The sequence below is a fragment of the Arthrobacter sp. Y-9 genome, assembly GCF_029690065.1.
GTDB lineage: Bacteria > Actinomycetota > Actinomycetes > Actinomycetales > Micrococcaceae > Arthrobacter_E.
In genome coordinates this window covers 2039588-2065794 of sequence record NZ_CP121463.1, presented here as the reverse complement: position 1 = coordinate 2065794, position 26207 = coordinate 2039588, and the positions used below count along the sequence as shown (strand labels likewise).

Here is a 26207-nt window from a genome sequence, read left to right as displayed (position 1 = left end):
TTGAAAACTTCAATAAGTTCAACTTATTATTTGAGTGATGCGAGTCACTGTCAAGGGCGATCCGCTAGCGTTCTGAATGTCACTGCAATCCGTCAGGAGGAAGTCCATGGGCACCGTGGTGCGTCGCAGGAGCAATGCCGTCACCGAGGAGGCCATCGCCGAACGGCGGGTCGAAATCCTTCGCTCCACTGCGTCCGTGATCGTGGATTCCGGCCTGTCCGGCTGTTCCTTCGGGGCGGTGTCGGATGCCACGGGATTCAGCGTGGGCATGATCCAGCACTACTTCCGCACCAGAGACAAACTGATCGAGGCCTGCGTGGAGCACCGCATGGAGGAGTCCGAGGCCGAATGGCGACAGATCGCTTCTCGGCACGGCGGAGCGGACGCCGCCCGCAAGCTCCGCGGCCTGATCGACTACGCCGTCATGGGGGAGAAGGACTTCACCGACGCGTGGGGCTTCTGGTTCGAGCTCTATGCCGCGGCGCGTCTGGACGTCGCCTTGGCGGAGAAGGTCAACGATCGGCTGCGCTATTGGCAGCGCCTCTTCACCGAGGCGATTCAGGACGCCCTCGACTCCGGCCAGGCGGTCACCGAACGATCCGTGGAGGACGTCGTCAACACGGTCCTGGGTCTCACCGACGGACTCGCCTTCCAGGCGATCAACGGCACCTTCGGTATGACGGCGCCCCGCATGCACACGATCCTCCACAGCTTCGTCGAATCCGAACTGAAACTCCCGCGCGGCGCTGACACGGCCGCCGTCGACTACCACTGAAATCAGGCCAGACCGGCGACGACGCCGGTGCCGCTCCCACCATGAATGAGGCGACCATGAGCACTACCCCCACCTTCCTCCAGCCCGCCGCCCGTGCGGCCGGCTACCGCCCCTCTCCGGTACGCGACTTCTGGGAGGTCTCGATGCAGCCGGGCGTGATCTCGCTGGCCGGCGGCAACCCGGATCTCACCGTCCTTCCTCTTGCGGAGATGGGAGCCGCGGCCTCGCGGATCGTCACGGAGCGAGGCATGGAAGCGCTCCAGTACGGTTCGGGCACCGGAACGCAGGGCGCGCGCGACGCCGTCGTGCAGGTCATGGCGGCGGAAGGCATCCCGGTGGACGCGGACAGCGTCCAGATCACCGCGGGCTCGCAGATGGCCCTGGAACTGGTCATCAAGCTGCTGTGCGATCCGGGCGATGTGATCCTGGCCGAGGGGCCCACCTATGTGGGTGCGCTCGGCGTGTTCGCGGGTCTGCAGGTGGACGTGGAGCACGTCGCCATGGACCAGGACGGCCTGCGGCCCGACGCCCTCGAGGAGACGATCGCCCGGCTGCGCTCGCAGGGGCGCACGGTCAAGGCGCTCTACACGATCCCGAACTTCCACAACCCCACCGGGATCACGCTCTCGGCCGAGCGGCGCCCACAGGTGGTCGAGGTGTGCCGCCGCGCCGGGGTGCCGATCATCGAGGACAATCCCTACGGCCTGCTGTCCTTCGACGGCGAGGTCCAGCAGAGCATGCAGCAGCTCGATCCGGAGAACGTCATCTACCTCGGATCGTTCTCCAAGATCGTGGCGCCTGGTCTCCGGGTGGGCTGGGCCGTGGCGCCCGAACCGCTCCGCCGTCCGCTGCAGCTCGCCTCCGAAGCCACGACCATCTGCGCCTCGGTGCTGAGCCAGGCGCTCATCGAAGAGTACGTGCTGGGTCATGGCTGGCAGGCGGCGCTCACGACGGCGCGTGGCCTGTACCGCGGCCGGGCCACCGCGGTGCGGGAGGCCTTGGAGGAGCACATGCCGGCGGGGACGCGCTGGAGCGTGCCGCGCGGCGGCTTCTTCACCTGGCTGGATCTGCCCGAGGGAGTCTCCTGCCACACGGTGCTGGATGCCGCGATCGATGCCAAGGTGGTCTTCGTTCCGGGGACCGCGTTCTACGACGGTCCGGACTTCGGCGCCGGGGCGCCGGGCCTCTCTCAGCTGCGGCTGGCGTTCTCGCTGGAGGACGAGGAGACCCTGCGAGAGGGCGTGAAGCGCCTGGGAGGCGCCATCGCCGGTCGGTGAGCCGAAGCAAGCATGAAAAGGAGAGGGCCGGCCGTCGCGCAGCGCGGCCGGCCCTTACGCGGCGTCGCGAACCTGAGCGCGGTGCGGCGGGCGGTCCTGCCCGGATAAAATCTGACGGTGAGTGAAACCCTGCCTTCCTGCCCCGAGTGCTCCAGCGAGTACACCTACGAGATGGGCGCGCTCCTCGTGTGCCCGGAATGCGCCCACGAATGGGAGTCCACGTCCACCGAGGAGGCCGCGGAGAAGGTCATCAAGGACGCCGTCGGCAATGTGCTCGCCGACGGCGACACCGTCACCATCGTCAAGGACCTGAAGGTCAAGGGCAGCCCCACGGCGATCAAGGTGGGAACCAAGGTGCGGAACATCCGGCTGATCGACGGCGTGGGGGATCACGACATCGACTGCAAGGTGGACGGTTTCGGGCCCATGCAGCTCAAGTCCAGCGTGGTCAAGAAGGTCTGATCCGGATCGGTCTGCGCTCCCGCGGCGTAGGCTGACACTGAGCGCTCTGAGGCAGAGCAGCGGGACACGGCGCACCAGGAGACAGTGCGCCCGGACACAGTGCACCACGTAGTCCACGAGCGACAGGAGACGCGATGACCGCAACCACCGAGACGACCACCGTGGCCGGGCTCCTGGAGGAACTCGCCGCACTGGATGACCCGCGGGCCCGTGAGGTCAATCTCCGGCATGGTGACGATCATGGCGTGAATCTCGGCAAATTGCGGGCCATCGCCAAACGTCTGAAGACCCAGCAAGACCTCGCCCGCGAACTCTGGGCCACAGACGACACCGCGGCCAGGCTGCTGTCCCTGCTGATCTGCCGTCCCAAGGATTTCAGCCGCGACGAACTCGATACCATGCTGCGCGAAGCCCGTGCCCCCAAGGTGCAGGACTGGCTGGTGAACTACGTCGTCAAGAAGTCCCCGCACACCGAGGACCTGCGGCTCCTCTGGTTCGCGGACGAGGACCCCGTGGTGGCGAGTGCGGGATGGATGCTTACGGTCGACCGGGTCGCCAAGAAGCCCGAGGGCCTGGACCTTGATGGCCTCCTGGACACGATCGAGGCCCGCATGAAGGACGCGCCGGAGCGCCTGCAGTGGGCGATGAATCACTGTCTCGCGCAGATCGGCATCGAACACCCTTCCCTGCGGGCCCGTGCCCTGGAGATCGGGGAGCGGCTCGAAGTCCTCAAGGACTATCCCACGCCGCCGGGCTGCACCTCGCCCTTCGCCCCGGTGTGGATCACTGAGATGGTGCGCCGCAAGGAAGGCTGAGGCCCGCCGACGTCGTCTCCGATTCTCACTACGGGCCCGGCGATGTGACTCCAAGTCATGGTCACTGCGGACAAGGTTGTCAGCAAGACGGCTGGGGAGGGGAAGAAAGCCGATAGCAGTGAGGTGGACCGGAACACTCCAGCGCCAAGGTCCCACCCCACAGACCCGGCCGCACTGGGGAGGGCGTGCCGCGCTGAAAGGGCCCGGAACCTCCATGGTTCCGGGCCCTTTCGGCGTTGTGAGGGTGTCCCGCAACGAAAAGACCCCCGGCTTCGTGGACCACCCACGGAAATTTCCGTGGGTCTCCCACCAAGCCGGGGGTCGGACCGCTGGAGAATCAGATGCGCACGAGCATCTTGCCGGTGTTGGCGCCGCGCATCATCGAGAGGAACGCCTCGACGGTGTTCTCGACGCCGTCCACGATCGTCTCGTCATAGCTGATGAGGCCCTCGCTGAACCAGCCGTTCATCCGCTCGGAGAACTCCTGGCCGAGATGCAGGTAGGAGCCGAGGGTGAAGCCCTGGAGCCGCAGACCGCGAGTGATCAGATTGGCCATGTTGTCCGGACCCGGCGTGCGGTCCGTGGTGTTGTACGCCGAGATCGCGCCGCAGAGGGCCGCGCGACCGCCGTCGTTGAACGCGTCCAGCGCGGCTTCGAGGTGGTCCCCGCCGACGTTGTCGAAGTAGACGTCGATGCCCTCCGGAGCGGCGGCCGCGAGGAGTTCGCGCACGTCGCCGTCCTTGTAGTTGAAGGCGGCGTCGTAGCCGTACTTCTCGGTCAGCAGCGCGACCTTCTCGGGGGAACCGGCGGAGCCGATGACGCGCTTGGCGCCCAGGAGCTTCGCGATCTGGCCGGCAGCCGTGCCGACGGCGCCGGCTGCGCCGGAGATGAAGACGGTCTCGCCTTCCTTGAGGTTCGCGATCTCGGTGAGGCCCACGTAGGCGGTGAGGCCGGTCATGCCGAGGATGTGCAGACGCAGGGAGAGGGGCACGCCCGGGATCTCGGGAACGGCGCGGAAGGTCTCGGCGGCGTCCTGGACGCCGTCCATCCAGCCATGCTGGTGCAACACCACCGTGCCGACGGGCAGATCCTCGGAAGCGGACTCCACCACGCGGCCGATGGCACCACCCGCGATCGCCTCACCCAGGGGATACGGGGCTACGTAGCTGCGGGTGTCGTTCATCCGGCCGCGCATGTACGGGTCCACGGAGATGAACTCATTGCGGACGCGGACCTGACCGGGGGCGAGCGCGGGGTGGGAGACGGTCGCGGTGGTGAAGTCCTCCGGCACGGGCCAGCCTTCGGGGCGGCGTGCGAGCTGGATCTCGGTGGTGGTGAAGTCAGTCATGGGGTTCCTTCCGGGTCAGAGGGTGATGCCGAGAATGAGGGAGATGACGCCAAGCGCGGGGATCACGCCCTGCTTGAGCGCTGCGGATGCCTTCTCCGGGCTGGAGAGCAGGAGCACCAGGCTGGCGGCGACCATCGAGCCGGCGCCAGTGAAGACGAGGGTGCTGCCGACGGCGGGCTGGCCGGCGGCCACGAGGATGATGCCGAGCAGGACGGCGATCGCCAGGAAGAGGTTGTAGAAGCCCTGGTTGAAGGCCAGCTCACGAGTGGCGGCGGCTTCCGTCTCGCTGGTGCCGAACACGGCACGCGCCCGCGGCGAAGTCCAGGCGAAGGATTCCATCCAGAAGATGAAGACGTGCACGAGCGCGGCGATGCCGCTGAGGATGAGGCCGACGACGGCGAGGACGGTCATGTCAGGCCACCGCGAGTTCGACGTCGATGTTGCCGCGCGTCGCGTTGGAGTACGGGCAGACCTGGTGGGCCTTCTCGATCAGTTCCTGAGCCTGCTCGCGCGGGAGGGCGGGCAGGTCGACCTCAAGACGGACGGAGAGGCCGTAGCCGCCGTTGTCGAGGGAGTGCAGGGAGACGTCGGCGACGACCTCCGACTCCCCGGCGTCGAGCTTGGCCTGCGCGGCGACCAGCTTGAGTGCCGAGTGGAAGCAGGCGGCGTAGCCGGCGGCGAAGAGCTGCTCCGGGTTGGTGGCCCCGCCGGCGCCGCCGAGTTCCTTCGGGGTGCGGACCGGAGCGTCGAGGAGACCGTCGGAAGACTGGATGTGGCCGTTGCGGCCATCTCCATGGGCGACGGCGGTGGCGGTGTAGAGAGCTTTTGTAGTCATGTACGCAACTATATTGTGCAAAATACAAATGCGCAATCTAGAATGGAGGCATGTCCTACGAACAACTCGACCTCGACGCGCAGCTCTGCTTCCCGCTGCACGCGGCATCGCGCGCCGTGACGCGCGCCTATGGGGAGCTGCTGGCCGAATCGGGCCTCACCTACCCGCAGTATCTGGTGATGCTCGCGCTGTGGAAGGCGGAGGGTTCGCTGAGCGTCGGCGAGCTGGGGGAGCGGCTGCGGCTCGACAGCGGCACCCTCACGCCGCTGCTCAAGCGTCTCGAGACGGCGGGAAGGTTGACTCGTCACCGCTCGCCGGAGGATGAACGGCGGGTGCTGGTCTCCCTGACCCCTGAGGGACTGGCCCTCCGCGAGGTGGTCGCGGAGGTGCCTGGCCGCCTGGGGGAGATCGTGGGACTCGACCGGGAGGATGCCGAGAAGCTGAAGAGCCTGCTGACCACCGTGATGAGCTCCCTCGACGGGCACCGCTGAGGGGTGGGGCGGCGCGCGTTTCGGGGAATGGAAACGCAGGTCAGGCCTCGATTTGGGCGATCCGCCACCGGTGGTCTAAGCTATATGAGTCGCAGCGGCGGGGAATGATTTCCCGGCGAGGTGGACAAGTGAATATGGGGGTATGGCGCAGTTGGTAGCGCGTCTGCATGGCATGCAGAAGGTCAGGGGTTCGAATCCCCTTACCTCCACAGATGAAGGGCCGGTCGAGAGACCGGCCCTTCGGCGTTCCCGAGGTGTGGTCGATTGCCGCGCCGAGCCTCGCTGACGTGCCCCGCCGTTGCGGTGACATGCCTGGCCGCGACTTCGCCGACCGTCGTCGCGCCTTGTCAGATCTTGGCGGCTCAGACCCTGGCGGCAGGGGCGGCGGTCGCCATGAGCTGATCGAAGGCCAGTTCAGCCGTTCGCCGGGCGAGCTCGTCCGTGAGGCCCGCGCCCACCGGCAGCAACGCTTTGGTGAGGAGCGGGCTCAGCAGAAGGTCACAGATCCAGTCGAGGTCGATCTGCTCGGCCTCCAGCTCTCCGCGGACGACCGCCCGGTTGAGCACGGCCTGCACATTGCCGCGCCGTGGGGCGATGAACTGTGTGAGATACAGGACGCGGATCGACTCGTCGATCCGGATCGTCTCCAGCAGGCCTGGGAGGTTGTTCCGGAGCAGCGGGTCCGCGAACATGGCGACTTCCTGTCGCTGCAGGCGGAGGAGGTCGGTGCTGAGTGCCCCCGTGTCGTCGATTTCATTCACACCGAACCGGTGCTGAATGACGTCGAACGCGAGATGTCCGACGTTACGGTACCTGCGATAAAACGTCGGCCTCGTGGTGCCGACTTCAGCGACCAGACCGTCCACGGTGAGGCTCGAATAACCGGAGCTCTGCATGATGCGTTCGGCGGCCTTTCGGAGCGCTTCGCTGACATCAGAAGAAAGCGGCCGGCCTCGTTTGGTTGCCATGCGGCCAGTCTACCAAGCCGCTTGGATCGCGGATTCTGGCGCCCCTGCGGTGAATTAATATAGGGATGGCGCTGTAACGCAACTCTGCGCGGTGAAGGAGAAGTCGTGGGGGAGAAGCCTGGCGGATCGAGTCTCGACGACGAACTCGGTCCCGCGGAAGACCGGTACTTCGGTGGCGGGTATCGCCAGGTGGAGCACGAACTGACGGAGGCGGACGACGGCGACGGCAGCCGGTGGCGGGGCCGGGTCACCTATCCGGCGCGCTGGTCGCTCGGGCCTGACGGGCGTTCGCGCCGACCTCACCTGAGCTCGGTGGACGCTGTGGTGCTCCCGATGGCGGCGCTCGCCACGAACCCCGCACGGTGGGCCGCGGCGGCCCCTGCTGATGCGCGGTTCTGGATCCGCAGGGTGAAGATCCGGGCGGGGAGCGAGCCGTGGAGCCGGTTGGCGGATGTGCCGGTCACACTCGAGATGGGCAGGCGCTCGGTGGAGGGCCAGGCCCTTGAATGGTGCTCCGCCCGGGTGGGGAACATGACGGTCGAACTGGGACTCGCGGTGGCCGGGATGAGGTCATCGGCCGGCGTCCTGGCAATCGGCGATCTGGAGTACAAGAGCCACTCGATCGCGTCCTCGGTGGAGGCTTTCGACGGTGCAAGCGGCGGACTCAGGTCCCGGCATCTCCTCGCGATCGGTCCGGCGTCCGACCCCGGCGCGGAGCAGGCGTCCGCGATCGACTTCCTCGTCACGATGGGCCAACTGGCCCAGGCGCTGGTGTACCGGACCGATGCGACGGACCGCGGCGGCGTCGAGAATCTCTGGATGCGGACGATGACAATCGCCATTCACGGTCACCGGCCCATCGCCCCCGGCGCCTTCGACGCCGTCACGACCCTCGACCGGCAGGGTGGCGTGGTGATCGACGGACGGCGGCTGCGGACGCTGCGGGTCCGGTCCCTGGCGTCGGTCGGCGTCGAGGGCGTCGCGGATCTGGCGTATTTCACAGAAGGATGAGGCATCAGCATGATTTCGGACCCAGATCGCCGGCAGGAAATCCTTGCTGCCGCGGCGTCGTTGCTCGTCTCCACGCCCCTGGCGGACGTGACCCTGGACGACGTGGCCCAGGCGCTGCGGGAACCGGTCCGGGACGTGGGTCGCCACTTCGGGTCCGTTCGTGAGATCGGTGCGGCCATTCTGGACGCCGAGGGCGACAGCATGCGGGAGGCTCAGCGCGTCGGCGCGGCTGCCGGAAGCGATCCGCTCGCGGTTCTCCAGGCGACGTTTCGCGCGGTGGCCGTGAACATCAGCTCGCGGCCGATCGTCCGTGCGGGCATCAGAATCGCGCAGGAGTCCCGGCATCTCTATCCCGAGCGCCGCATCGACCCTTTCCGCACCTGGAAGGCCTTCGTGGTCGGCCAACTGGAACTGGCGAAATCGGCGGGTCGCCTCCGTCCCGGAGTCGAGTGCGAGTCCGCGGCCTGGCTGATCGTGTCCTCGGGACTCGGGACGAAGGAGCTGGTGGCTTTCACCGGGCGATGGGATGAGCTGCCCCAGCTCATGGCGGACACGATCGGTCAGATCGTCGCCCTGCTCGAAGCCGACGGTGAGCCGGCCTGTGGCAAGGCCTGACCTGCGCGTTCTCCAGGAGCGGGCGGCCGACGAGCTCCGTCATCATTTGTTTCACGACGTTCGCAGATTACGGCAGGTGGTGTAACGTAAAGGCGTTGAGACGGTGACGTCTCGCGAGCACCTGATGGGGGAGACCCCTCGGTGGGAGGAGCGCGCACCCGCTACATCGGGTTCACCTTCATGTCATTGGGGGCTTGAAGGTGGCCACGGCGGCCTTTTGTTCTGGGGGGCAAGGCCGACGGGGACGGTCGCGCGAAGGTGCGCAGGACGCGGAGCCGTTTCGCGATGGATCGCCTGCGCCATCTCCCCGCCGCTGGGATTCAGGCTCTTGGTGCTTGGAGGGCTGCTGATCGGGCGCGGGTGTCATGCCGATCCGGTCAGCAGCCCAAGCCCGGCTCGCAGTGCCGCCCGGCCAGATGCTCGAGCGGTCCCCGCCTGGAGCGCCGGCTGTTCCTGTTCAGAGAAGCTCCTCCTCCTGGCCGGCCTCGTCCTGACACTCGTCGGCGCGATCTGCCTCCTGGTCACAGCGGCGATGCGTCGTCGGGCGGCCTCGGGATCCTGAGCCCCGCAGTCCCCGGGAACTGACAGTCAGGCGCCGGTGTTCGACGGCGGCCGCCCACCTCTTCCCACGCAGCCCCGCCGTCGCCGGGACATCCTTTTCTGAAGCGTTGTCAGCGGCAAGTGTAAACGCTTACAATCTCTTTCGGCGCTGACTCCATCGCGCCGGAAAAGTGCACCATGAAAGGGTTGAGGCCGTGTTCCTTGACTGAGCGCAACCGCGCGACCATCCGGGACGTCGCCCTGCTGTCCAGTCTGTCCATCTGCACCGTCTCGCGGGCTCTGCGGGGACTCCCGAACGTCTCCGAGGACGCCCAGCGACGTGTCGAGGATGCGGCCGCCAAACTCGGATACCGCGCGTCGTCCGCCGCGGCTCGACTGGCCGGCGGCAGAACGGGATCCGTGGCGATCATCGTCCCAACGGCCACCACCTGGTTCTTCGCGCAGGCCGTCGAAGCGGCCGAAGAGGTGTTCGCCGACAGCGGGCTCGACTCCGTGCTCATCAGCCTGCGGGGACGCGCCGATGTCCGGAAGAGGATCTTCGGCGATCTGGACGCTCTGGCTCAGCGTGTCGACGGGGTCCTGCTCCTCGGCGTCGACCTCGACGGCGAAGAGGTGGAGGCTCTCGCGTCCTCACCTCTGGAGGTGGCGAGCATGGGACTGAGCGGCGTACCGTGGGACACCGTAGGGATCGATGATGTCCAGGCGGCTCACCGTGCGACCAGCCACCTCCTCGGCCTCGGCCATGGGGATTTCGCCATCCTGGCAGCCGGCGAGGACGACCGTGGAACCGTCAGCACCGCGGGTGACCGCTTGCGAGGGTTCAGCCAGGCCCTGGCGGAGCACCATCTCGAAGTCCACCCTGACCGCATCATCAAGGAACCGTCCAGCATCGAAGGCGGGTACCGGGCCATGACCGAATTGATCGATAACCGCGGCCTTCCCGAGGCCGTGTTCGCGGCCTGCGATGAGGCCGCCTTCGGAGCGCTCAAGGCGCTCCGCGAGCACGGGCTGTCCGCGCCGAAGGACGTCTCGCTCATCGCGATCGACGATCATCCGATGAGCACGGTCCTCGGACTCACGACCGTCGCCCAGCCCGTGGCGGACCAGGCGGCCTTCGCCGCCGACCTGCTCGCCGAGAGGCTTCGCGGCGCGGGCGGGGCACCCCAGGACCACCGCCTGCCCGTCGCCCTGATCGAACGCAAGACCACCCGCCGCCCCCGGCGTCAACCCTGAGGACTCCCCATGACCACATCACTGAACACGTCGATCTGGGACGGCACCGAGGCGCTCCTGTTCGACCTCGACGGCGTGCTGACCCCCACCGCGCTCGCCCATGAGCAGGCGTGGCGCACCTTGTTCGAGGACGTGCTCGCCGTCGAAGGCGTCGGGCCGGCGTACACGGACGCCGACTACTACGCCCACATCGACGGGCGGCCGCGCTACGACGGCGTCCGCGAATTCCTGGCCTCCCGGGGTCTCACCCTTCCCGAGGGGCAGGACGACGACGCGCCGACCGAGCGCACCGTCCGCGGCCTCGGCAACCTCAAGAACCGGCTGTTCGCGCAGATCATCGAGGACGGCATCGACCCGTACCCCGGTTCGTCCCGCTTCGTGGCCGCGGCCCGGGAGCGCGGCGTGAAGCTCGCGGTCGTCTCATCGTCCCGCAACGCGCCGGCCGTGCTCGAGGCGGCGGGAATGGCGGATCTGTTCCCCATCGTGGTGGACGGCAACGTCGCGGCCCGCGAGGGGCTGCCCGGCAAGCCGCATCCGGCCACGTTCCTGAGAGCCGCCGAGCTGCTCGGGGTCGACCCTGCCGCCGCCACGGTGGTGGAGGACGCCGTCTCCGGAGTCGAGGCCGGAGCGGCCGGCGGGTTCCGCGCCGTGATCGGCGTCGACCGTGGAGCGGGGGAGGACGTCCTGCGCTCCGCCGGCGCCACGCTCGTGGTGTCCGACCTCGACGAGCTGCTCCCGGCCTGACCCTCAGGCACCCCACCCCCCCACACTCCGCCGGGACTCTTCCCCCAGGTCCCGGCGCCCCCCGATCGATCCAGCGTCCGAAAGCCTTCCCATGTCACTGATCTCCGCTGACCGCACCCGATTCCCCGCACAGCCCTGGGCCCTGCTCGAGACCTCCTACGCCCCCGGTTCGGAGGGCGCCCTGGAGACCGTCTTCGCCCTCGGCAACGGTCATCTCGGGGTGCGCGGCGCCCATGCTTCCGCCGCCGACGCCTTCCTGCCGGGAAGCTTCATCAACGGCTTCCACGAGACATTCGACATCCGCCATGCCGAAAACGCCTACGGCTTCGCCAAGCAGGGCCAGCGGATGCTGTACGTGCCCGACGTCCAGGAGACCCTGCTCCGCGTGGACGGCGAGGAGCTCTCGCTCGGCACGGTGCCGGTTCTCGACTACCGTCGCACCCTCGATTTCGCGAGCGGGATCTACGAATGCGCCGTCGTCTGGCAGTGCGCCTCCGGTGCGGTCGTCACGACGGTCGAACGCCGGGTGCTGGGCCAGGGGCACCGCGGCTCGATGGCCGTCGAACTGCGCCTGAGCGCGGACCGCCGGATCGTGCTGGATGCCGTCTCCCAGGTGGTGAACCGGCAGGATCAGCCGGCCGAGGACCACTCCGACCACGACCCCCGCCGGTCCGGCCGTCACGCCGGCCGGGTGCTCATGCCGGCGTTCAGCGACGGCTCCAAGGGCTCCCTGCGGCTCGCCTGGACGACGGCGGCATCCCGCCAGAGCGTCGCCGTCGCGGTTGATCACGTGGCGCCGGGCGCCCTCCCGCCCTTCTCGACGGAGACGGACGCCGACCGGAGCTCGGTCCGCTACGTCCTGCCGGTCGATCCGGGGGAGGAGTTCCTGCTCGAGAAGCGCGTCTCCTACGCCGTGGGTCCGGAGACGCCGGAGACGCTCCTGGCCCGTGCCGAGGAGTCGCTTCTCGGTTTCGAGGAGCTCGCTGCGGAATCGGCCGAGCACTGGGCGCAGTACTGGTCGACCGCGGACATCGAACTTCCCGGTCAGCCGGAACTGCAGCAGGCGGTCCGCTGGAACCTCTTCCAGCTGGGCCAGGCGACCGCGCAGGCCGGCGTGTCCGGGATCCCCGCCAAGGGCGTCAGCGGGTCGGGCTATGAGGGCCATTACTTCTGGGACCAGGAGGTGTACCTGATGCCTTACCTCAGCTACACCTCCCCGGATGCCGCCCGCAAGGTGCTGGCCTTCCGGCACTCGATGCTGCCCGCCGCGAGGGCCCGGGCCGCCGAGCTCAGCGTGGACGGCGCGCTGTTCCCCTGGCGCACCATCAACGGCCAGGAGGCCAGTGCGTACTACGCCGCCGGCACTGCGCAGTTCCACATCAACGCCGCGGTCGCCTTCGCCGCGGCCCGGTACGTCTGGGCGACGGGCGACGACGAGTTCCGCACCGGGGAAGGCGCGGAGATCCTGTCCGAGACGGCCCGCATGTGGGCCTCCTTGGGCTTCTTCGGCAAGGACGGGCGTTTCCACCTGCACGGCGTCACCGGCCCCGACGAGTACACGGCCGTGGTCAACAACAACCTGTACACGAACGTCATGGCGCGGTTCAATCTCCGGGCCGCGGCCGCCGTCGAGGGGCCCTTCGCCGGAGTGACGGAACGGCAGCTCTGGTCCGAAGCCGCGGAGCGCATGACCCTGCCCTACGACAGCGATCTGCGCGTGCACGCCCAGGACGCCGATTTCATGACGCTGGAGCCGTGGGACTGGGACGTGCCGCGGGACAAGTACCCGCTGCTCCTGCACTTCCACCCGCTGGTCATCTACCGGCACCAGGTGCTCAAGCAGGCGGACACCGTGCTGGCGATGTTCCTGCAGTGGCAGGACTTCAGCGCCGAGGAGAAGCAGCGTGCCTTCGACTTCTACGATCCGCTGACCACCGGCGACTCGACGCTCTCGGCGTGCGTGCAGGGCATCATGGCGGCCGAGGTCGGCTATGGGGATGTGGCGCTGCGGCACTTCACGACGGCGGCGTTCATCGACCTGGACGATCTGCACCACAACACGGTGGACGGCGTCCACACGGCCTCGGCGGGCGGCGTCTGGGCCGCGCTCGTCAACGGCTTCGCGGGCTTCCGTGATCAGGGGGAGCGCCCGCTCTTCGACCCCCGGCTGCCGGAGGGCTGGGACGGGCTCGCGTTCCGTCTGCGGATGTGCGGCTCAGTGCTCTCGGTACGGCTGGCGCCGGGCGCGATCACGCTCAGCGTCGACTCCGGCGATCCTCTGGAAATCCAGGTGCGGGACCAGGTCGTCCTGGTGGGCGCGGAGCCTGTGACGGTCGACCTGGCGGAGGTTCCCGCTCCGGCGCCGAGCGTCTTCCCGCAGTCGCCCGCCACGGCCGGCCTGCAGACGGTGCTGACCCGTGCCTGAGTGAGCGGCCGACGACGGCGGGGGACCGCCGTCGTCGGCCGCTCGGCCGGCGTCATGGCCTGCGCCGCCCTGGCCGGTGTTTTCTCCATCACTTTCGGCCCGAGTTCCGGCGTTTGTTACGGATGATCCCGCCTCGGCGGACGGTGCGCACGGTACCGTTTTGAGCAGGCAATCATCGTTGAGAAGGAGCACCAGCATGCCGGAGATCATCGTCGTCGGAGTGGACGGAACCGAGACCGCGGCACGGGCCGCCGAGCAGGCCCTGCGCCTCGCCCAGGGTTTCGGCGCGACGCTGCATGTGGTCACCGCGTACGAGGGCACCAAGGCATCGCTGCACGGCGCCAACTACGAGCGTGCCGTGGTCTTCGGCGACCGCCAGGAGAAGGCGGCGGAGACCGCCCGGACTGTCGCCGCGAACCTGACCGCGGACGGTGTCCAGGTCGAGTCGTTCTCCGTGGTGGGCACGCCCGCTGAGGCGCTCATCGCCCACGCGGAGCAGCACGACGCCAGCGTGATCGTGGTGGGCAACCGCCGCATGAAGGGCCTCGCCCGCGTCCTGGGCAGCGTCGCCAACTCCGTGGCGCACGAAGCCAAGTGCAACGTCTACATCGCGGACACCACCGACTAGTCCGCACGCCGGGGTGCCATGGCTGGGTGACGGCGCCGAGGTCGGGGGTCAGGTCCGCGTGCGCGGGCTGCAGCCCGTGATCTCGGCGGGTTCCCCCGAGCTCGGCTGCGTGACCCCGCAGGCCGGGCCGGGGCACCCTAGGATCGAGGCATGGAAGCAGCAGCCTCATCCTCCGGCCTGAGCGCGCCCGAGCCCTCGGCAGAGGGTCTCTCCGCCAAGAAGGTGCGTCTCCGCCTCGCCTTCCTGTCCGCGCTGGGCCACGGCTTCCTGGAATCCGGCCAGACCACGCGGCAGACCGAGGAGGCCCTCGGGAGGTACGGCCGTGAGCTCGGCCTGGACGGCCTCGTGCTCAATTCCTTCGGCCGGATGCTGCTGCTGGAAGCCGTCACGCGCGACGGCGGCACGGTCACCCTCTCCGGGGCGGCCCGTTCGCTCGACGCCATCGACTGCACCCGGGCGCGCGCACTCGACAGACTCGCTGAGCGCACCATCGAGGACGCCCGGGGCTGGGCCGATTCCGCCGCGGCCCACGACGGCCTCACGGCAGCGCGGCTGGAGGTCGAACGGCTCCGCGACTCGGTCACTCCGTGGTGGGTGGTCACGCTCGGGCTGACCCTCCTGGCGTTCTTCATCAGCATGCAATTGGGCGTGAGCTGGCAGGCCTGGGTCACCGCGGCCCTCGTGCAGGCGGTGACCTCCCTGGTGGGGGTCGCGGTCGGCGGGCTGAGGCTGCCGCGGCTGTTCGCAATCGCTGTGCAGAGCTGTGCGGCGGGCGCCTTCGCCACCGTCCTCGTCCAGCTCGGTTTCGTGGATCCGGTGGGCGCGGCCGCGGCGATCGCGGTGAACTGGCTCCTGCTGATCCCTTTGCCGCAGGTCATCGGGGCGGTCACGGACGCGATCGAAGCCGACCATCTGTCCGCGATGACGCGCGTGGCGAGCGTCGCCATCGCGGCCGGAGGGATCGCGATCGGCGGAGGATTCACGTTCGCGCTGGGGGAAGTCCTTGGCATGGCCCATCCGCGGCTCGACGCCCTGCCCACCCTGCCGTGGTATCTGGTGCTGGTGTTCTCCGCCTTGGGCGCGGTCGCCAACGCGTTCGCGAACGGCGGGAGGGCGGCACTCGTCGCGCCGGCGGCGTTCCTCGGCCTGGTCACGGCCGCCGTCAACCAGGTCTTCCTGCACGTGGCGGGCCTGTCCGCGGTCTGGGCCAGCTCGCTCTCGGCCGTGGTCCTCGGCCTCGTGAGTGCCGCCCTGGTGAAGCGCACCGGATATCCGTACCAGGTCCTCGCGCTCATGGGCATCACGGGCGCTCTCCTGCCTGGGATCCCGGTGTTCTTCGGCATCCTTCAGGCGATGGGCGGGGGCAATGCGGCGGAGCATTTCGGCACCGCCGCGGCGATCAGCCTGGGCATCGGCACGGGGGTCGCGCTCGGCGTGCATCTCGCGCGTCTCAGGTGGCGCACGCGCTGATCCGTCCGCGCGGTGCGGGGGCGTACGATGACCGCATGTCTGATGTCGCACTGATCACTGGAACCTCCTCCGGCATGGGCCTGCATGCCGCCGTGGACCTGGCACGCCGAGGTCTCACCGTGGTCGCCACGCTGCGCGACACCTCCCGGGCCACCGCCCTCCACGCCGCCGCCCGCGACGCCGGGGTGGAACTGGACGTGCGGGAGCTCGACGTCGTGGATCACGGCGCCGCCGAACGGGTGGTGCGCGACGTGCTCGCCGACCACGGCCGCATCGATGTCCTGATCAACAACGCGGGCCGCGGCAGCGTGGCGACGGCCGAACAGCTGTCGATGGACCAGATCCAGGCCCAGCTGGACGTCAATTACCTGGCCCCGGTGAACCTCGCCAAGCTGGTCCTGCCCGGCATGCGGGAACAGGGCAGTGGCCGGATCCTCACCGTCACGAGCGTGGGCGGAGCCGTGGGCCAGCCGTTCGCCGACGCGTACTGCGGGGCGAAGTTCGCGGTGGAGGGCTTCATGCAGTCGCTCGCGGTGGTCGCCGAACGATTCGGCGTGCAGGTGGGCGTGATCGAGCCCGCCGCGGTGGCCAGTGAATTCGTGGCGAACGTCGCGCGGCCCACGGACGCGGGCGCGTACGGAGCCTTGCTCGACGCCTATGTCAGCCGCACCGCCGGGGCGTTCTCCCAGGCCCAGACCGCAGTGAGCGCGGGTGCCGCGATCGCGGAGATCGCGACCGCGCCGGACTTCCACTTCCGGAATCAGACCTCCGATGCCGCACGGAACTTCGTCGGCGTCTCCCTGGCTGACGGCGACGGCGAACGCGTCCTCGGCTTCACCCGCCCCTGGATCGCCTGAGCACGGTCAGGCCGGGTCAGGCGAGGGAGGAGCCGCCCCGAGCTGAGCGGCAGCCCGCTCAGCTCATCGGGTCGTACATGAACTCCCGCAGTTCCTGCGGGCAGCGGCACGAGGCGGCGATCTTCGCGGCCCACGCCTCCGCTGATGCGCGGTCCGGGAGTTCGAGGATCGTGAAGCCGCCGCGGATGTCGAGGCCCGGATACGGTCCTGGGCTGATGGACCCGTCGGCCCCGACGCGCACCGGCTCCACTTCCTCGTTGATGCCGCCGCCGAAGACGTAGACGCCGGCCGCCTGCGCTTCCGCGATGACGGCGTGGGACTCCGCGACGACGGTGGGGAAGTCCTCCTCCGGGACCACCATCGCGTCACTGGGGAACGAAATCAGGTACTTGGTCATAGGGCGATCCTGAACCCGCCGGTCGGCGGGCGCAAGGGGTGTGTTTCCCGTCAGACTCTCCTAGGGGTCGAGTGAACGCGTGCCGATCACAGTCGTTCCGTCTTGCCAGCAGCGAAGGATCCGGCCGCGGCCCGCCCGTGGGCCAGCCCGGTGGGAATGCCGAGGAACGCCGGTTCAGGGGTGCGGCAGCAGGACTCGGTGTCGGTTTCCGGGTCCTGGCCTGTGGGGGTGTCGCAGCTGGTTCCGGCGCCGGCGGAGCAGACCCCCGTTTCGGGCAGGACGAGCTGTACGTCCTCTGCGGCCGAGCTGTCCCCGGCCAGGGCCGCGGTGATGGACCGGACTTGTTCGTAACCGGTGGCGAGGAGGAAGGTCGGGGCGCGGCCGTAGGACTTAGAACCGACGATGTAGAAGTCGTGCTCGGGGTGGGCCAGGTGCCGGGCGCCGTGGGGTGGGACGGTGCCGCAGGAGTGGAATTCCGGATCGATCAGCGGTCCGAGCCGGGTGGGTGCTTCGACGATGGGGTCGAGATCCAGGCGGAGCTCGCGCAGCATGTCCAGCTCCGGGCGGAACCCGGTGGCCGGGACCAGGACATCGGCTTCCAAGGCGCGCCCGTCCACCGCGGTGAGGACCAGGCAGTCGTCGGTGGCGTCGATCCGTTGGGTGTGGAATCCGGCGGTGAGCTGGATGGTGCCAGCCTCGACGAGGCGGCGCAGGCGGGTGCCGAGCTGCCCGCGGGCGGGGAGTCCGTCGGCGTCCCCGCCACCGTAGACGCGGTTGGCGGTGTCGGCCCGGATCGCCCAGAGAACCCGGGTCCCGGGCTCGTCCCGGGCCAGAGTGGCGAGGTTGATCAGGGTGTTCGCTGCGGAGTGTCCGGAGCCGATGACGAGGACGCGACGGCCGGCGAACCGGTCTCGGTCGGCGCCCAGCGCGTCGGGCAGAGGCGAAGTGATCCGGTCGGCGGCGGAGTCTTCGCCGATCGCGGGCAGCCCACCGGTCCCGACAGGGTTGGGGGCGTTCCACGTGCCGGAGGCATCAATCACCGCGGCTACGAGGTGGTCGACGACGGTGCCGTCGGTGCTCTGGACGCGGATCCGGAACGAGGCCTGCTCCCGGGTCCGGCTGTGGGTCTTGTCCAGCCCGGCCCGGGTCACGGCGATCACGCGGGCGCCGGTGTGGAGGCGCCCCGCGATCGCCGGGTGCGCGGCCAGGGGTGCCAGGTACTCGTCGATGAGTTCCCCACCGTAGGGCAGGGCCGTGAGCCGGGGGGATTCCCAGCCGGTGGGTTCCAGGAGCCGGACGGCGGCGGCGTCGAGATTGAACCGCCAAGGGGAGAACAGGCGGATGTGCCGCCACTGGTTGACTGCGGCGGCCGGGGTGGGGCCGGATTCGAAGATCACCGGGTCCAGGCCCTGCTCGAGCAGGTGCGCGGCGGCGGCTAGGCCGATCGGGCCGGCCCCGATCACGGCCACGGGAAGCTGCGAGGTGCTGTCCATGAGGATTCTCCTAAGGGATCACGACGCCTCTTGGCGGCGCCTGGATACTCTCGTGCGGTGGGCTGCTACTTCGTGAGGGTTGCGATGAGGTCCTGGACCCGGGTCTTGATCTCGTCCCGGATCGGACGAACGGCCTCCAGGCCCTGCCCGGCCGGGTCTTCCAGAACCCAGTCCTCGTACCGTTTGCCAGGGAAGTACGGACAGGTGTCCCCGCATCCCATGGTGATGACCACATCGGATTCCTGCACGGCCTCGGTCGTGAGGACCTTGGGGATTTCAGCGGACATGTCGATCCCGACCTCGGCCATCGCTGCTACCGCGGCGGGGTTGACCTGATCCGCCGGTTGCGAGCCTGCAGAACGGACCTCGATCGCCCCACCGGAGAGGCTGGTCAGGTAGGCCGCGGCCATCTGGGACCGGCCGGCGTTGTGGACGCAGACGAACAACACGGAGGGTTTCTTGGTTTCAGTGCTCACGAGATCTCCTGGAGGGCGGGCTGGTTGGGGGTGGTGAAGTAACGGGTTCTGGCCCAGAGGGCCGCGTAGACCAGGCCGAGCAGTGCCGGCACTTCGATCAAGGGGCCGACGACCCCGGCCAGGGCCTGGCCCGAGGTGACGCCGAAGGTGCCGATGGCCACGGCGATCGCCAACTCGAAATTGTTCCCTGCCGCGGTGAACGCCAAGGTGGTGGTGCGGGCGTATCCCAGACCCAGCACCTTGCCCGCGAGCATGCCGGCGGCGAAGACCACGGCGAAATACACCAGCAGCGGGACCGCGATCCGGGCCACGTCCAGGGGACGGGCCAGGATCGTGCCGCCCTGCAAGGCGAAGAGCACGGTGATGGTGAACAACAGCCCGTACAGCGCCCACGGGCCCAGACGAGGCAGGAACCTGCCCTCATACCAGGCGCGGCCCTTGAACCGTTCGCCCACAGTCCGGGTCAGGAAACCGGCGATCAGGGGAATACCGAGGAACACCAGCACCGAGGCCGTGATCGTCTGGAAGGAGAAGTCCGCACTGGTGGTGGGCAGACCGAGCCAGGCGGGCAGCAGCTGCAGGTAGAACCAGCCGAGCGCCCCGAACGCGAGGACCTGGAACACCGAGTTCAGCAACACCAGCACCGCGGCCGATTCCCGGTCACCACAGGCCAGATCGTTCCAGATCAGCACCATCGCAATGCACCGGGCCAACCCCACGATCACCAACCCGGTCCGGTACTCCGGCAGATCCGGCAAGAACACCCACGCCAGCACGAACATGAACGCCGGCGCCAGAACCCAGTTCAACACCAGAGAAGCGATCATCAACTTCCGATCCGCCAGCACCCGATGAGCCCGGTCATACCGGACCTTGGCCAGCACCGGATACATCATCACCAACAACCCGACCGCGATCGGCAAGGACACCTGCCCCACCTTCACCGCCTCCAGCGCCGGACCCAGCCAGGGTGCCAACGCCCCCAACCCCAGACCCGCAGCCATCGCCACCAGGATCCACACCGGCAAGAACCGGTCCATCCGCGACAAACGCCCACCGGCCGAGGCAGACGCATCCCGCACCGCGGCCACTCCCTGAGAACCCACCACACCCACACTCTTCATTGATGAACATCGATCTACCTGAGTATCAAACCACAGATCGATGGATGTCAATGTATGTGGGAGGATGGACTCATGAACGCCTCGCGAACTCTGGAGCTCACCCCCGTGGGAACGGCCTGCTGCGAGCCCTCCGCCCCGCCGGCCCTCACCGCCGAGGACGTCGCGGACCGCGCCGTGGTGTTCAAGGCCCTGGCCGATCCGAACCGGCTGCGCCTGCTCTCGATCGTGAAGAACGCCCCAGGCGGGGAGGCCTGCGTGTGTGATCTGACCGAGCCGTTGAACCTCGGCCAGCCGACCGTCTCACACCACCTGAAGATCATGGTCGACGCCGGACTGCTGCACCGTGAAAAGCGCGGCACCTGGGCGTACTACTCCCTGGTCGAGGGCGCCCTGGACCGGGTCACCGGACTCGTGGAGAGCCTGTGAACCCCCGACTCGCGGCGGACATTCGTCCCTTGGAGGCCGGAGACTGGCCTGCCGTTGAAGAGATCTACGCCCAAGGGATCGCGACCGGACTGGCGACCTTCGAAACCACCACCCCCACCTGGGAGGCCTTCACCGCCTCACGGCTCCCGGCGCACCGCCTCGTCGCCGACGTCGACGGGGAAGTGCTGGGCTGGGCCGCGGTCTCGGCCGTCTCCGCGCGTCCGGCGTATGCAGGCGTCGTCGAGCACTCCATCTACCTCCACCACGCAGCACGCGGTCAAGGACTCGGCAAAATCCTCCTGACCGCGCTCATCGGTTCCACCGAGGCCGCCGGAATCTGGACCCTCCAATCCAGCATCTTCCCCCAGAACGAGGCCAGCCTCCGCCTGCACGAAAACGCCGGATTCCGCCTCGTCGGCCGCCGCGAACGCATCGCGCGGCGCGCTGATGGCGAGTGGCAGGATACGTTCCTCATCGAACGCAGATCTGGGACGTGCTGATTGATGCGGTAGGTCAATGACCACGCCACTGGATCCCTGAACCCGAGGCCGGAGCCCCGCACAGAGGCCCAGAGCACTTCTTAAGAGTTTCTGAGGACCGCCCTGACACGATCGGAGCCACGCACGGTTCGAAAGGAACATCCATGGCTTCGCAGTCCACGCCTGCCTCTCCCGCCCGGCCGAGGCCTCCCCGGGGGTTCCCTCGGCTGAGCGTTCCGCGGCACTGGCTGCCGGCGTCGTCGGCGCTCGCGCTGGCCGCCCTGACGCTGGGGCTCTGCATCCGCCTGATGCCCGGCCTGAGCGGTGCAGAGCTCGGGGTGGATCAGGAGCTCAGCCGGCACCACGAGGCCTTCCTGACCGCCGTCGCCATGGGCCTGAACACGCTGTTCAGCCCGGTGGCCGGGGTGCTGATCATCGTGGTGGGGGCCGTCATCCTCCTGGTCCGTCGACAGGTCCTGCGGGCGGTGCTGTTCGCCTCGGCGGTGAGCTGGGGCTGGGGCATGTCGCAGGTGTTCAAGCTGATCGTGGCGCGCCCGCGGCCGAACCCCGCTCTGCTCCTGGACCCTCTGGCGCCGGAGACCGGCTCCAACAGCTTCCCCAGCGGCCACACGTGCCTGGCGGTGGCGCTCGTCTTCGCGGTCTACTTCCTGCTGCAGGGGACCCGCCGGGCACGGATCGTGGTGTGGGCCGGGGCGGCGGTGGCGCTGGTGGTGGCCTGGTCCCGTCTCTACATCGGGGTGCATTACCCCACGGACGTGCTCGCCTCCTTCCTCGTGACCGGTGCGGCGATGCTCGCGTTCACCTGGCTCTGGAACACTTTGGTTCCGCGGGTTCTGGCTCTTCCGCTGGTCTCCCGCGTGGCCCGCAAGGTGGAAGGACACGGCTGAAGACCACGGTCCCGCGCGAGAGGGAGCGAGAATGGTCCTGTGAATCACGCGCCCCGGCCCTCCGTGCTCCTGGTGGAGGACGACCCCGTCCTGGGTCCTCTGACCGCAGAACTCCTCGCCCCTGAGTACCGGGTGCAGCTCGCCGTCCAGGGCCGGGAGGGCCTGCACCTCGCGCTCAGCCGGGAATGGGACGTGCTGGTGATCGATCGCGGGCTGCCGGGTCTGGACGGCATCGCCATCGTCCAAGCTCTGCGGGAGCACGGCGTGGCGACACCCGTCCTCCTCCTGACCGCGCTCGGCGCCACCGAGGAGAAGGTCAGGGGGCTCGACGCCGGCGCGAACGACTACATGACCAAGCCATTCGACGCCGCCGAACTGGCCGCTCGGCTCCGGGCGCTGACCCGCACGTACGACGCGCCGCCGTCGTCGCTCAGCTTCGGTAACTGGGAACTCGACGCCGCGGGGCGGCAGGCCCGCTCGGTCCACGGACTCAGCGCCTCGCTCACCGCCAAGGAGGGGGAGCTGCTCGCGCTCTTGGCGGCCGATCCTGAGCGGGTCTTCAGCCGCGAGGAGATCCTCGCCCGCGTCTTCCAGCCCACCGACACCCCGGGTCTTGTGGACACCCACGTGCACCATCTCCGCCGCAAGATCTCCCGCGCCGTGGTCCGCACGGTCCACGGCGTCGGCTACCAGATCGGTGACCCTCATGACTGAACCCCGCCGTCCCGGCCCCGACCAGGTGGAGCTCCGCAGGGCCGCGCTGCGGATCGCCCTCCGGATCAGCGCCGCCTGCGGCGCCCTGGTGCTGTGTCTGCTCGCCGTGGCGACCGTGTACCTCGTCAGCAAGGCCGGCGGCCCGGGCCCCGATGCCGCAGAGCCGGGGGCGGTCTTCGTCTCCCTGGACACGCGGGACCTGATCCGCGACATGATCCTGGTGGGACTCGTGGGTGTGGTGCTGGCGGGCGTGATCGGCTGGTTCAGCGCCCGCAGCTCGATCCGGCCCCTCAGCGACGCCCTCGCCCGCCAGCGGCGGTTCGTGCAGGACGCGAGCCATGAGATGAGGACACCCTTGGCCATTCTGGACGCGCGCGTGCAGCTGGCGCAGCGGACCAGCCCCGCGGATTCGCAGGCCGGCCAGGCACTCGCGCAGATCCGGCAGGACACCGCGGCGCTGACGGAACTGGTCGACGGGCTCCTCGAGGCTGCCACCGGACGCGAGACCGCGCAGGACGCCGGCCCGGTCGACGTGGGCGCATTGGCGATCGAGGTGGTCGGGAGCGCGGCGGGGCTCGCCGCGGACCGTCACGTCACCGTGGAACACCAGGGACTGCCCGGTGCGACGGCGGTGATCAGGGAGCAGAGTCTCCGGCGCGCGCTTCTCGCGCTGCTGGACAACGCCCTGGCCCACACCCCCGACGGCGGCCACGTCACCGTGACGGTGGGCCAGGAGCGGGACATGGTCACGCTCAGCGTCGCGGACACGGGCAGCGGGATCTCCGACGTCGACCGGCAGCGGATTTTCGAACGCTTCGTTCACAGCTCCGCCGAGTCGGCCGGGACTGGGCGGCGCGGGTACGGGATCGGACTGGCGCTGGTCCGGGAGATCGCCGTGCAGGCCGGTGGCCGGGCCGAACTAGTCCGGACGGGTCCGGACGGCACGGTCATGCGGATCGTCCTGCCGACGGCGAAGCCGGGGCGCACTCAGTCCTGAGCGGAATCCCAAGGGAAGGCGACGCCTTCGCCGATGACGCGCAGGCACAGTTCCGTGCCGGGGCGCGTGATGGAGGCGTTCCAGTGGCGGATGGTGATCGTCTCGCCGCCGCCGGGGATCTCGGGACCGCCGGCCGTGGCCGGACGGGGGTTGAGCCGGATCCGGACGGTGGTCTCGGGGCCGAAGTAGTCCGTGTCCACGACCGTGCCGCGGATCGGGCCGTCCGGGGCGATCCGGATCTGCTCGGGCCGCAGCATCAGGTGGACTTTGCCCTGTGCCGGAGGGCGGCGGACCGGGATCCCGCCCAGGGAGCACATGGCGAGCGAGCCTTCGAGCCAGGCGTCCAGCACCACGGCCTCGCCCAGGAACTCCGCGGTGGCCCGGTCGGAGGGCCGGGTGTAGACGACGAACGGGTTGCCCACCTGGGCCAGGGCGCCGTCCCGCATGACGGCCACCTGATCGGCGAAGGACAGGGCCTCGGCCTGATCGTGGGTGACGAGCACGGTGGTGACGCCGGCGGTCCGTAGCACCTCGCCGACGGCGCGGCGCGTGGCGACGCGCAGGCCGGCGTCGAGCGCTGAGAAGGGCTCGTCCAGGAGCATCACTTCGGGTTCACGGGCGAGGGCGCGGGCGAGGGCGACGCGCTGCTGCTGGCCGCCGGAGAGCTCGTGGGGACGGCGTGTGGCGAGAGCCGGGTCCAGGGACACCATCTCGAGCAGTTCCCGGATCCGGGCCTTGGCCGCGGAGGACCGGTGACTGCCCAGATCACCGGCGAGGCCGAAGGCGACGTTCTGGGCGACCGACAGATGCGGGAACAGCGCGCCGTCCTGCGCCACGTAGCCGACGTTCCTCCGATGTGCCGGAACCCAGGCGGAACCCTGCGCCACGGCCGTGCCGCTCAGACGGATGGAGCCGGCGTCGGGCCGTTCGAATCCGGCGATGAGCCGCAGCAGTGTGGTCTTGCCCGACCCCGACGGCCCCACGATCGCGGTGGTCCCGCCGCGGGCGACCGCGAGGTCGATCCCGCGCAACACCTCTTGGCTGCCGAAGTTCTTGACCACGCCGTCGATCGCGAGATGGGTGTCGGTGGTGCCGGCCACGGAGGGCGCGACGCCGGGGGCGACGGAGTGGGCGGAGGAGGGGGAGGTCACTGTCCGGCTGCTTTCTTGGACTGGTGGAACAGGAGGTAGGTCATGGGGGCGGAGAGCACGATCATCAGGAGCGCGTAGGGGGCGGCTCCGGCGTAGTCGATCTCGCTGCTCTTGCTCCAGAATTCGGTGGCCAGGGTGTGCGTGCCGTTGGGCGAGAGGAGGAGCGTCGCCGTGAGTTCGTTGACGATGGCCAGGAACACCAGGGCGGCGCCGCCGGCCGCCGCGGGGGCGGTGAGGCGCAGCGTGACGCGTAGGAACGCCAGGAACGGGGACGTGCCGAGTGCCTGGGCCGCCTCCTCCAGTTCCTTCGGGGCCTGCACGAGACCGGAGCGCAGGCTGACCAGGGCCCGGGGGAGGAACAGCAGCACATACGCGGCGATCAGCACGCCGGTGGTCTGATAGACCGCCGGCGCGAGGCGGATGGTCACTGTGACGAACGCCAGACCCACCACGATCCCGGGCAGTGAACTGGTCACGTAGTTGCACAGCTCCAGGGCCTTGCTGAACCAGGTGGGGTTCCGCACCGCCAGATACGCCAGCGGGAACGCCACCACGGTGGTCACCGCGGCGCCGACCACCCCGTAGAAGAGGGTCTGCAGGAGGGCGGGGACGAACTCGTCCGCGGTCCAGACGGCGGCGCCACCCTGCACGGCCCAGCGGAGGACCAAGGCCAGGGGCAGGCCGAAGGCGAGCAGCACGAGGGCCAGCAGCGACAGCTGCGCCGGCAACTGGTAGCGGCCCAGCGGGAGGCGGAGGGCGATGCCCTGGCTGCCCGAACCGACGCGGGAGTACCGGGCGGATCCGCGTCCCCGGACCTCGGCGAGCAGCAGGAGCAGGCACAGGAAGACCAGGACGCTGGCGAGCATGTTGCCCGCGGTCCCGTTGAAGGTGGACTGGAACTGGATCATGATCGCCGTGGTGAACGTGTCGAAGCGGATCATGGCGAAGGCGCCGTACTCGGCCAGCAGGTGCAGCGACACCAGAAGCGCGCCACCGGTCAGTGCCACGCGGAGCTGGGGGAGGACCACCCGGAAGAAGGACGCCCACGGACCCAGGCCCAGTGAGGCGGCCGAGTGCTCGAGCGCCGGATCCAGCCGGCTGAGAGCCGCGGCCGCGGGGATGTAGACCAGCGGGAAGTAGGAGAGCGTGGAGATCAGCACTCCGGATCCGATCCCCTCGAGGGATGGGACGGCGGAGACCCAGGCGTAGCTGTTGACGAAGGCAGGGATCGCGAGGGGCGCGGCGAGGGCCACGGCCCAGAACCGGTGACCGGCGAGCGTGGTCCTCTCCACCAGCCAGGCCCCGCCGACGCCGAGCACCAGGCACAGCGGCACGGTGAGGACCACCAGGAGCACGGTGTTCAGCAGGAGCTCCCCGACGCGCGGCCGGACGATGAGCGAGACCGCCGTGTCCCAGCCCGTCGTGACCGTCATGTAGACGACGTACCCGAGGGGGATGAGCGACAGCAGCGCGATGAGCATCGCGATCAAAGAGATCACGGAGACGCCGAAAGGCGGGCGAGGGCGT

The 26207-nt window shown here is 69.1% G+C and carries 28 protein-coding genes and 1 tRNA gene; 19 read left to right on the top strand and 10 right to left on the bottom strand.

Translation table 11 applies throughout. From position 1 onward, the window contains the following. The first annotated feature begins 76 nt into the window (after nt 1-76). The 4 genes from P9849_RS09245 to P9849_RS09230 all read left to right on the top strand — a co-directional run bounded on the left by P9849_RS09245 (nt 77) and on the right by P9849_RS09230 (nt 3329). Complete coding sequence (locus tag P9849_RS09245) at nt 77-775, top strand: TetR/AcrR family transcriptional regulator (protein ID WP_278266545.1); 699 nt, start codon at nt 77-79, stop codon at nt 773-775. Nucleotides 776-831: 56 nt separating this feature from the next. Then, on the top strand, nt 832-2052 hold the full coding sequence (locus P9849_RS09240; RefSeq protein ID WP_278266544.1) for a PLP-dependent aminotransferase family protein: 1221 nt from the start codon (nt 832-834) through the stop codon (nt 2050-2052). Between the two features lie 117 nt (nt 2053-2169). Beyond that, the gene (locus tag P9849_RS09235) at nt 2170-2514 is read left to right on the top strand and encodes a zinc ribbon domain-containing protein YjdM (RefSeq protein ID WP_278266543.1); all 345 of its coding nucleotides are present in this window, start codon (nt 2170-2172) and stop codon (nt 2512-2514) included. 134 nt (nt 2515-2648) lie between these two features. Then, entirely contained in the window at nt 2649-3329 is a 681-nt protein-coding gene (locus P9849_RS09230; protein WP_278266542.1) for a DNA alkylation repair protein, read from the top strand. 337 nt (nt 3330-3666) lie between these two features. On the opposite strand, the gene P9849_RS09225 is transcribed toward P9849_RS09230, so the two are convergent. From P9849_RS09225 to P9849_RS09215, 3 genes are read right to left on the bottom strand one after another with little or no spacing between them, the layout of a single operon-like run. Continuing rightward, nucleotides 3667-4677 (bottom strand): NADP-dependent oxidoreductase, encoded by a 1011-nt coding sequence (locus P9849_RS09225; RefSeq protein ID WP_278266541.1) that lies wholly within the window; start codon nt 4675-4677, stop codon nt 3667-3669. 15 nt (nt 4678-4692) lie between these two features. After that, nucleotides 4693-5088, bottom strand: a complete 396-nt coding sequence (locus P9849_RS09220) for a DUF1304 domain-containing protein (protein ID WP_278266540.1) — start codon at nt 5086-5088, stop codon at nt 4693-4695. A 1-nt stretch (nt 5089) separates the two neighbouring features. Then, complete coding sequence (locus tag P9849_RS09215) at nt 5090-5512, bottom strand: organic hydroperoxide resistance protein (protein WP_066210439.1); 423 nt, start codon at nt 5510-5512, stop codon at nt 5090-5092. A 50-nt stretch (nt 5513-5562) separates the two neighbouring features. Here P9849_RS09215 and P9849_RS09210 point away from each other — a divergent pair, with 50 nt between their 5' ends. Together P9849_RS09210 and P9849_RS09205 are read left to right on the top strand one after the other, a co-directional pair. Then, on the top strand, nt 5563-6003 hold the full coding sequence (locus tag P9849_RS09210) for a MarR family transcriptional regulator (RefSeq protein ID WP_278266539.1): 441 nt from the start codon (nt 5563-5565) through the stop codon (nt 6001-6003). A gap of 136 nt (nt 6004-6139) precedes the next feature. Continuing rightward, nucleotides 6140-6212: transfer RNA gene (locus P9849_RS09205), tRNA-Ala, on the top strand. Nucleotides 6213-6365: 153 nt separating this feature from the next. Here the strand turns inward: P9849_RS09205 and P9849_RS09200 are convergent. Beyond that, a complete protein-coding gene (locus tag P9849_RS09200; RefSeq protein WP_278266538.1) occupies nt 6366-6971 on the bottom strand; it encodes a TetR/AcrR family transcriptional regulator in 606 nt (201 codons plus the stop codon). A gap of 105 nt (nt 6972-7076) precedes the next feature. Here P9849_RS09200 and P9849_RS09195 point away from each other — a divergent pair, with 105 nt between their 5' ends. The 8 genes from P9849_RS09195 to P9849_RS09160 all read left to right on the top strand — a co-directional run bounded on the left by P9849_RS09195 (nt 7077) and on the right by P9849_RS09160 (nt 16515). Then, complete coding sequence (locus P9849_RS09195) at nt 7077-7982, top strand: AvrD family protein (RefSeq protein ID WP_278266537.1); 906 nt, start codon at nt 7077-7079, stop codon at nt 7980-7982. A gap of 9 nt (nt 7983-7991) precedes the next feature. Next, complete coding sequence (locus P9849_RS09190; RefSeq protein ID WP_278266536.1) at nt 7992-8597, top strand: hypothetical protein; 606 nt, start codon at nt 7992-7994, stop codon at nt 8595-8597. Nucleotides 8598-9359: 762 nt separating this feature from the next. Beyond that, a complete protein-coding gene (locus tag P9849_RS09185; protein ID WP_278266535.1) occupies nt 9360-10391 on the top strand; it encodes a LacI family DNA-binding transcriptional regulator in 1032 nt (343 codons plus the stop codon). Nucleotides 10392-10400: 9 nt separating this feature from the next. After that, entirely contained in the window at nt 10401-11135 is a 735-nt protein-coding gene (locus P9849_RS09180; RefSeq protein ID WP_278266534.1) for a beta-phosphoglucomutase family hydrolase, read from the top strand. A gap of 91 nt (nt 11136-11226) precedes the next feature. After that, nucleotides 11227-13560, top strand: coding sequence for a glycosyl hydrolase family 65 protein (locus P9849_RS09175; protein ID WP_278266533.1), 2334 nt, complete (start codon nt 11227-11229; stop codon nt 13558-13560). A gap of 196 nt (nt 13561-13756) precedes the next feature. Further along, nucleotides 13757-14188 carry a universal stress protein gene (locus tag P9849_RS09170; protein WP_278266532.1) on the top strand — a complete coding sequence of 144 codons (432 nt, stop codon included), beginning with the start codon at nt 13757-13759 and terminating at the stop codon, nt 14186-14188. A 150-nt stretch (nt 14189-14338) separates the two neighbouring features. Continuing rightward, a complete protein-coding gene (locus P9849_RS09165) occupies nt 14339-15658 on the top strand; it encodes a threonine/serine exporter family protein (RefSeq protein WP_278266531.1) in 1320 nt (439 codons plus the stop codon). A gap of 35 nt (nt 15659-15693) precedes the next feature. After that, on the top strand, nt 15694-16515 hold the full coding sequence (locus P9849_RS09160) for an SDR family NAD(P)-dependent oxidoreductase (RefSeq protein ID WP_278266530.1): 822 nt from the start codon (nt 15694-15696) through the stop codon (nt 16513-16515). A 58-nt stretch (nt 16516-16573) separates the two neighbouring features. On the opposite strand, the gene P9849_RS09155 is transcribed toward P9849_RS09160, so the two are convergent. From P9849_RS09155 to arsB, 4 genes are all read right to left on the bottom strand, one after another. Continuing rightward, nucleotides 16574-16912, bottom strand: a complete 339-nt coding sequence (locus tag P9849_RS09155) for a transcription initiation protein (RefSeq protein WP_278266529.1) — start codon at nt 16910-16912, stop codon at nt 16574-16576. A gap of 86 nt (nt 16913-16998) precedes the next feature. Continuing rightward, entirely contained in the window at nt 16999-18405 is a 1407-nt protein-coding gene (locus P9849_RS09150; protein ID WP_278266528.1) for an FAD-dependent oxidoreductase, read from the bottom strand. Nucleotides 18406-18470: 65 nt separating this feature from the next. After that, nucleotides 18471-18881, bottom strand: coding sequence for an arsenate reductase ArsC (locus tag P9849_RS09145; protein ID WP_278266527.1), 411 nt, complete (start codon nt 18879-18881; stop codon nt 18471-18473). Next, nucleotides 18878-19921 carry an ACR3 family arsenite efflux transporter gene (gene arsB, locus P9849_RS09140; protein ID WP_278269142.1) on the bottom strand — a complete coding sequence of 348 codons (1044 nt, stop codon included), beginning with the start codon at nt 19919-19921 and terminating at the stop codon, nt 18878-18880. The genes P9849_RS09145 and arsB overlap by 4 nt, the downstream gene beginning before the upstream one ends. Nucleotides 19922-20077: 156 nt before the next feature. Here arsB and P9849_RS09135 point away from each other — a divergent pair, with 156 nt between their 5' ends. The 5 genes from P9849_RS09135 (at nt 20078) to P9849_RS09115 (ending at nt 23529) form a co-directional block, all read left to right on the top strand. Further along, entirely contained in the window at nt 20078-20431 is a 354-nt protein-coding gene (locus tag P9849_RS09135) for a metalloregulator ArsR/SmtB family transcription factor (RefSeq protein WP_278266526.1), read from the top strand. A 29-nt stretch (nt 20432-20460) separates the two neighbouring features. Continuing rightward, nucleotides 20461-20931, top strand: coding sequence for a GNAT family N-acetyltransferase (locus tag P9849_RS09130; protein ID WP_278266525.1), 471 nt, complete (start codon nt 20461-20463; stop codon nt 20929-20931). A 143-nt stretch (nt 20932-21074) separates the two neighbouring features. Further along, complete coding sequence (locus P9849_RS09125) at nt 21075-21818, top strand: phosphatase PAP2 family protein (RefSeq protein WP_278266524.1); 744 nt, start codon at nt 21075-21077, stop codon at nt 21816-21818. A gap of 39 nt (nt 21819-21857) precedes the next feature. Then, the gene (locus P9849_RS09120; RefSeq protein WP_278266523.1) at nt 21858-22532 is read left to right on the top strand and encodes a response regulator transcription factor; all 675 of its coding nucleotides are present in this window, start codon (nt 21858-21860) and stop codon (nt 22530-22532) included. Next, a complete protein-coding gene (locus P9849_RS09115; RefSeq protein ID WP_278266522.1) occupies nt 22525-23529 on the top strand; it encodes a HAMP domain-containing sensor histidine kinase in 1005 nt (334 codons plus the stop codon). The genes P9849_RS09120 and P9849_RS09115 overlap by 8 nt, the downstream gene beginning before the upstream one ends. Here the strand turns inward: P9849_RS09115 and P9849_RS09110 are convergent. Beyond that, the gene (locus tag P9849_RS09110; RefSeq protein WP_278266521.1) at nt 23520-24680 is read right to left on the bottom strand and encodes an ABC transporter ATP-binding protein; all 1161 of its coding nucleotides are present in this window, start codon (nt 24678-24680) and stop codon (nt 23520-23522) included. The genes P9849_RS09115 and P9849_RS09110 overlap by 10 nt on opposite strands. Beyond that, on the bottom strand, nt 24677-26161 hold the full coding sequence (locus tag P9849_RS09105; protein ID WP_278269141.1) for an iron ABC transporter permease: 1485 nt from the start codon (nt 26159-26161) through the stop codon (nt 24677-24679). The genes P9849_RS09110 and P9849_RS09105 overlap by 4 nt, the downstream gene beginning before the upstream one ends. Nucleotides 26162-26207 lie beyond the last annotated feature (46 nt).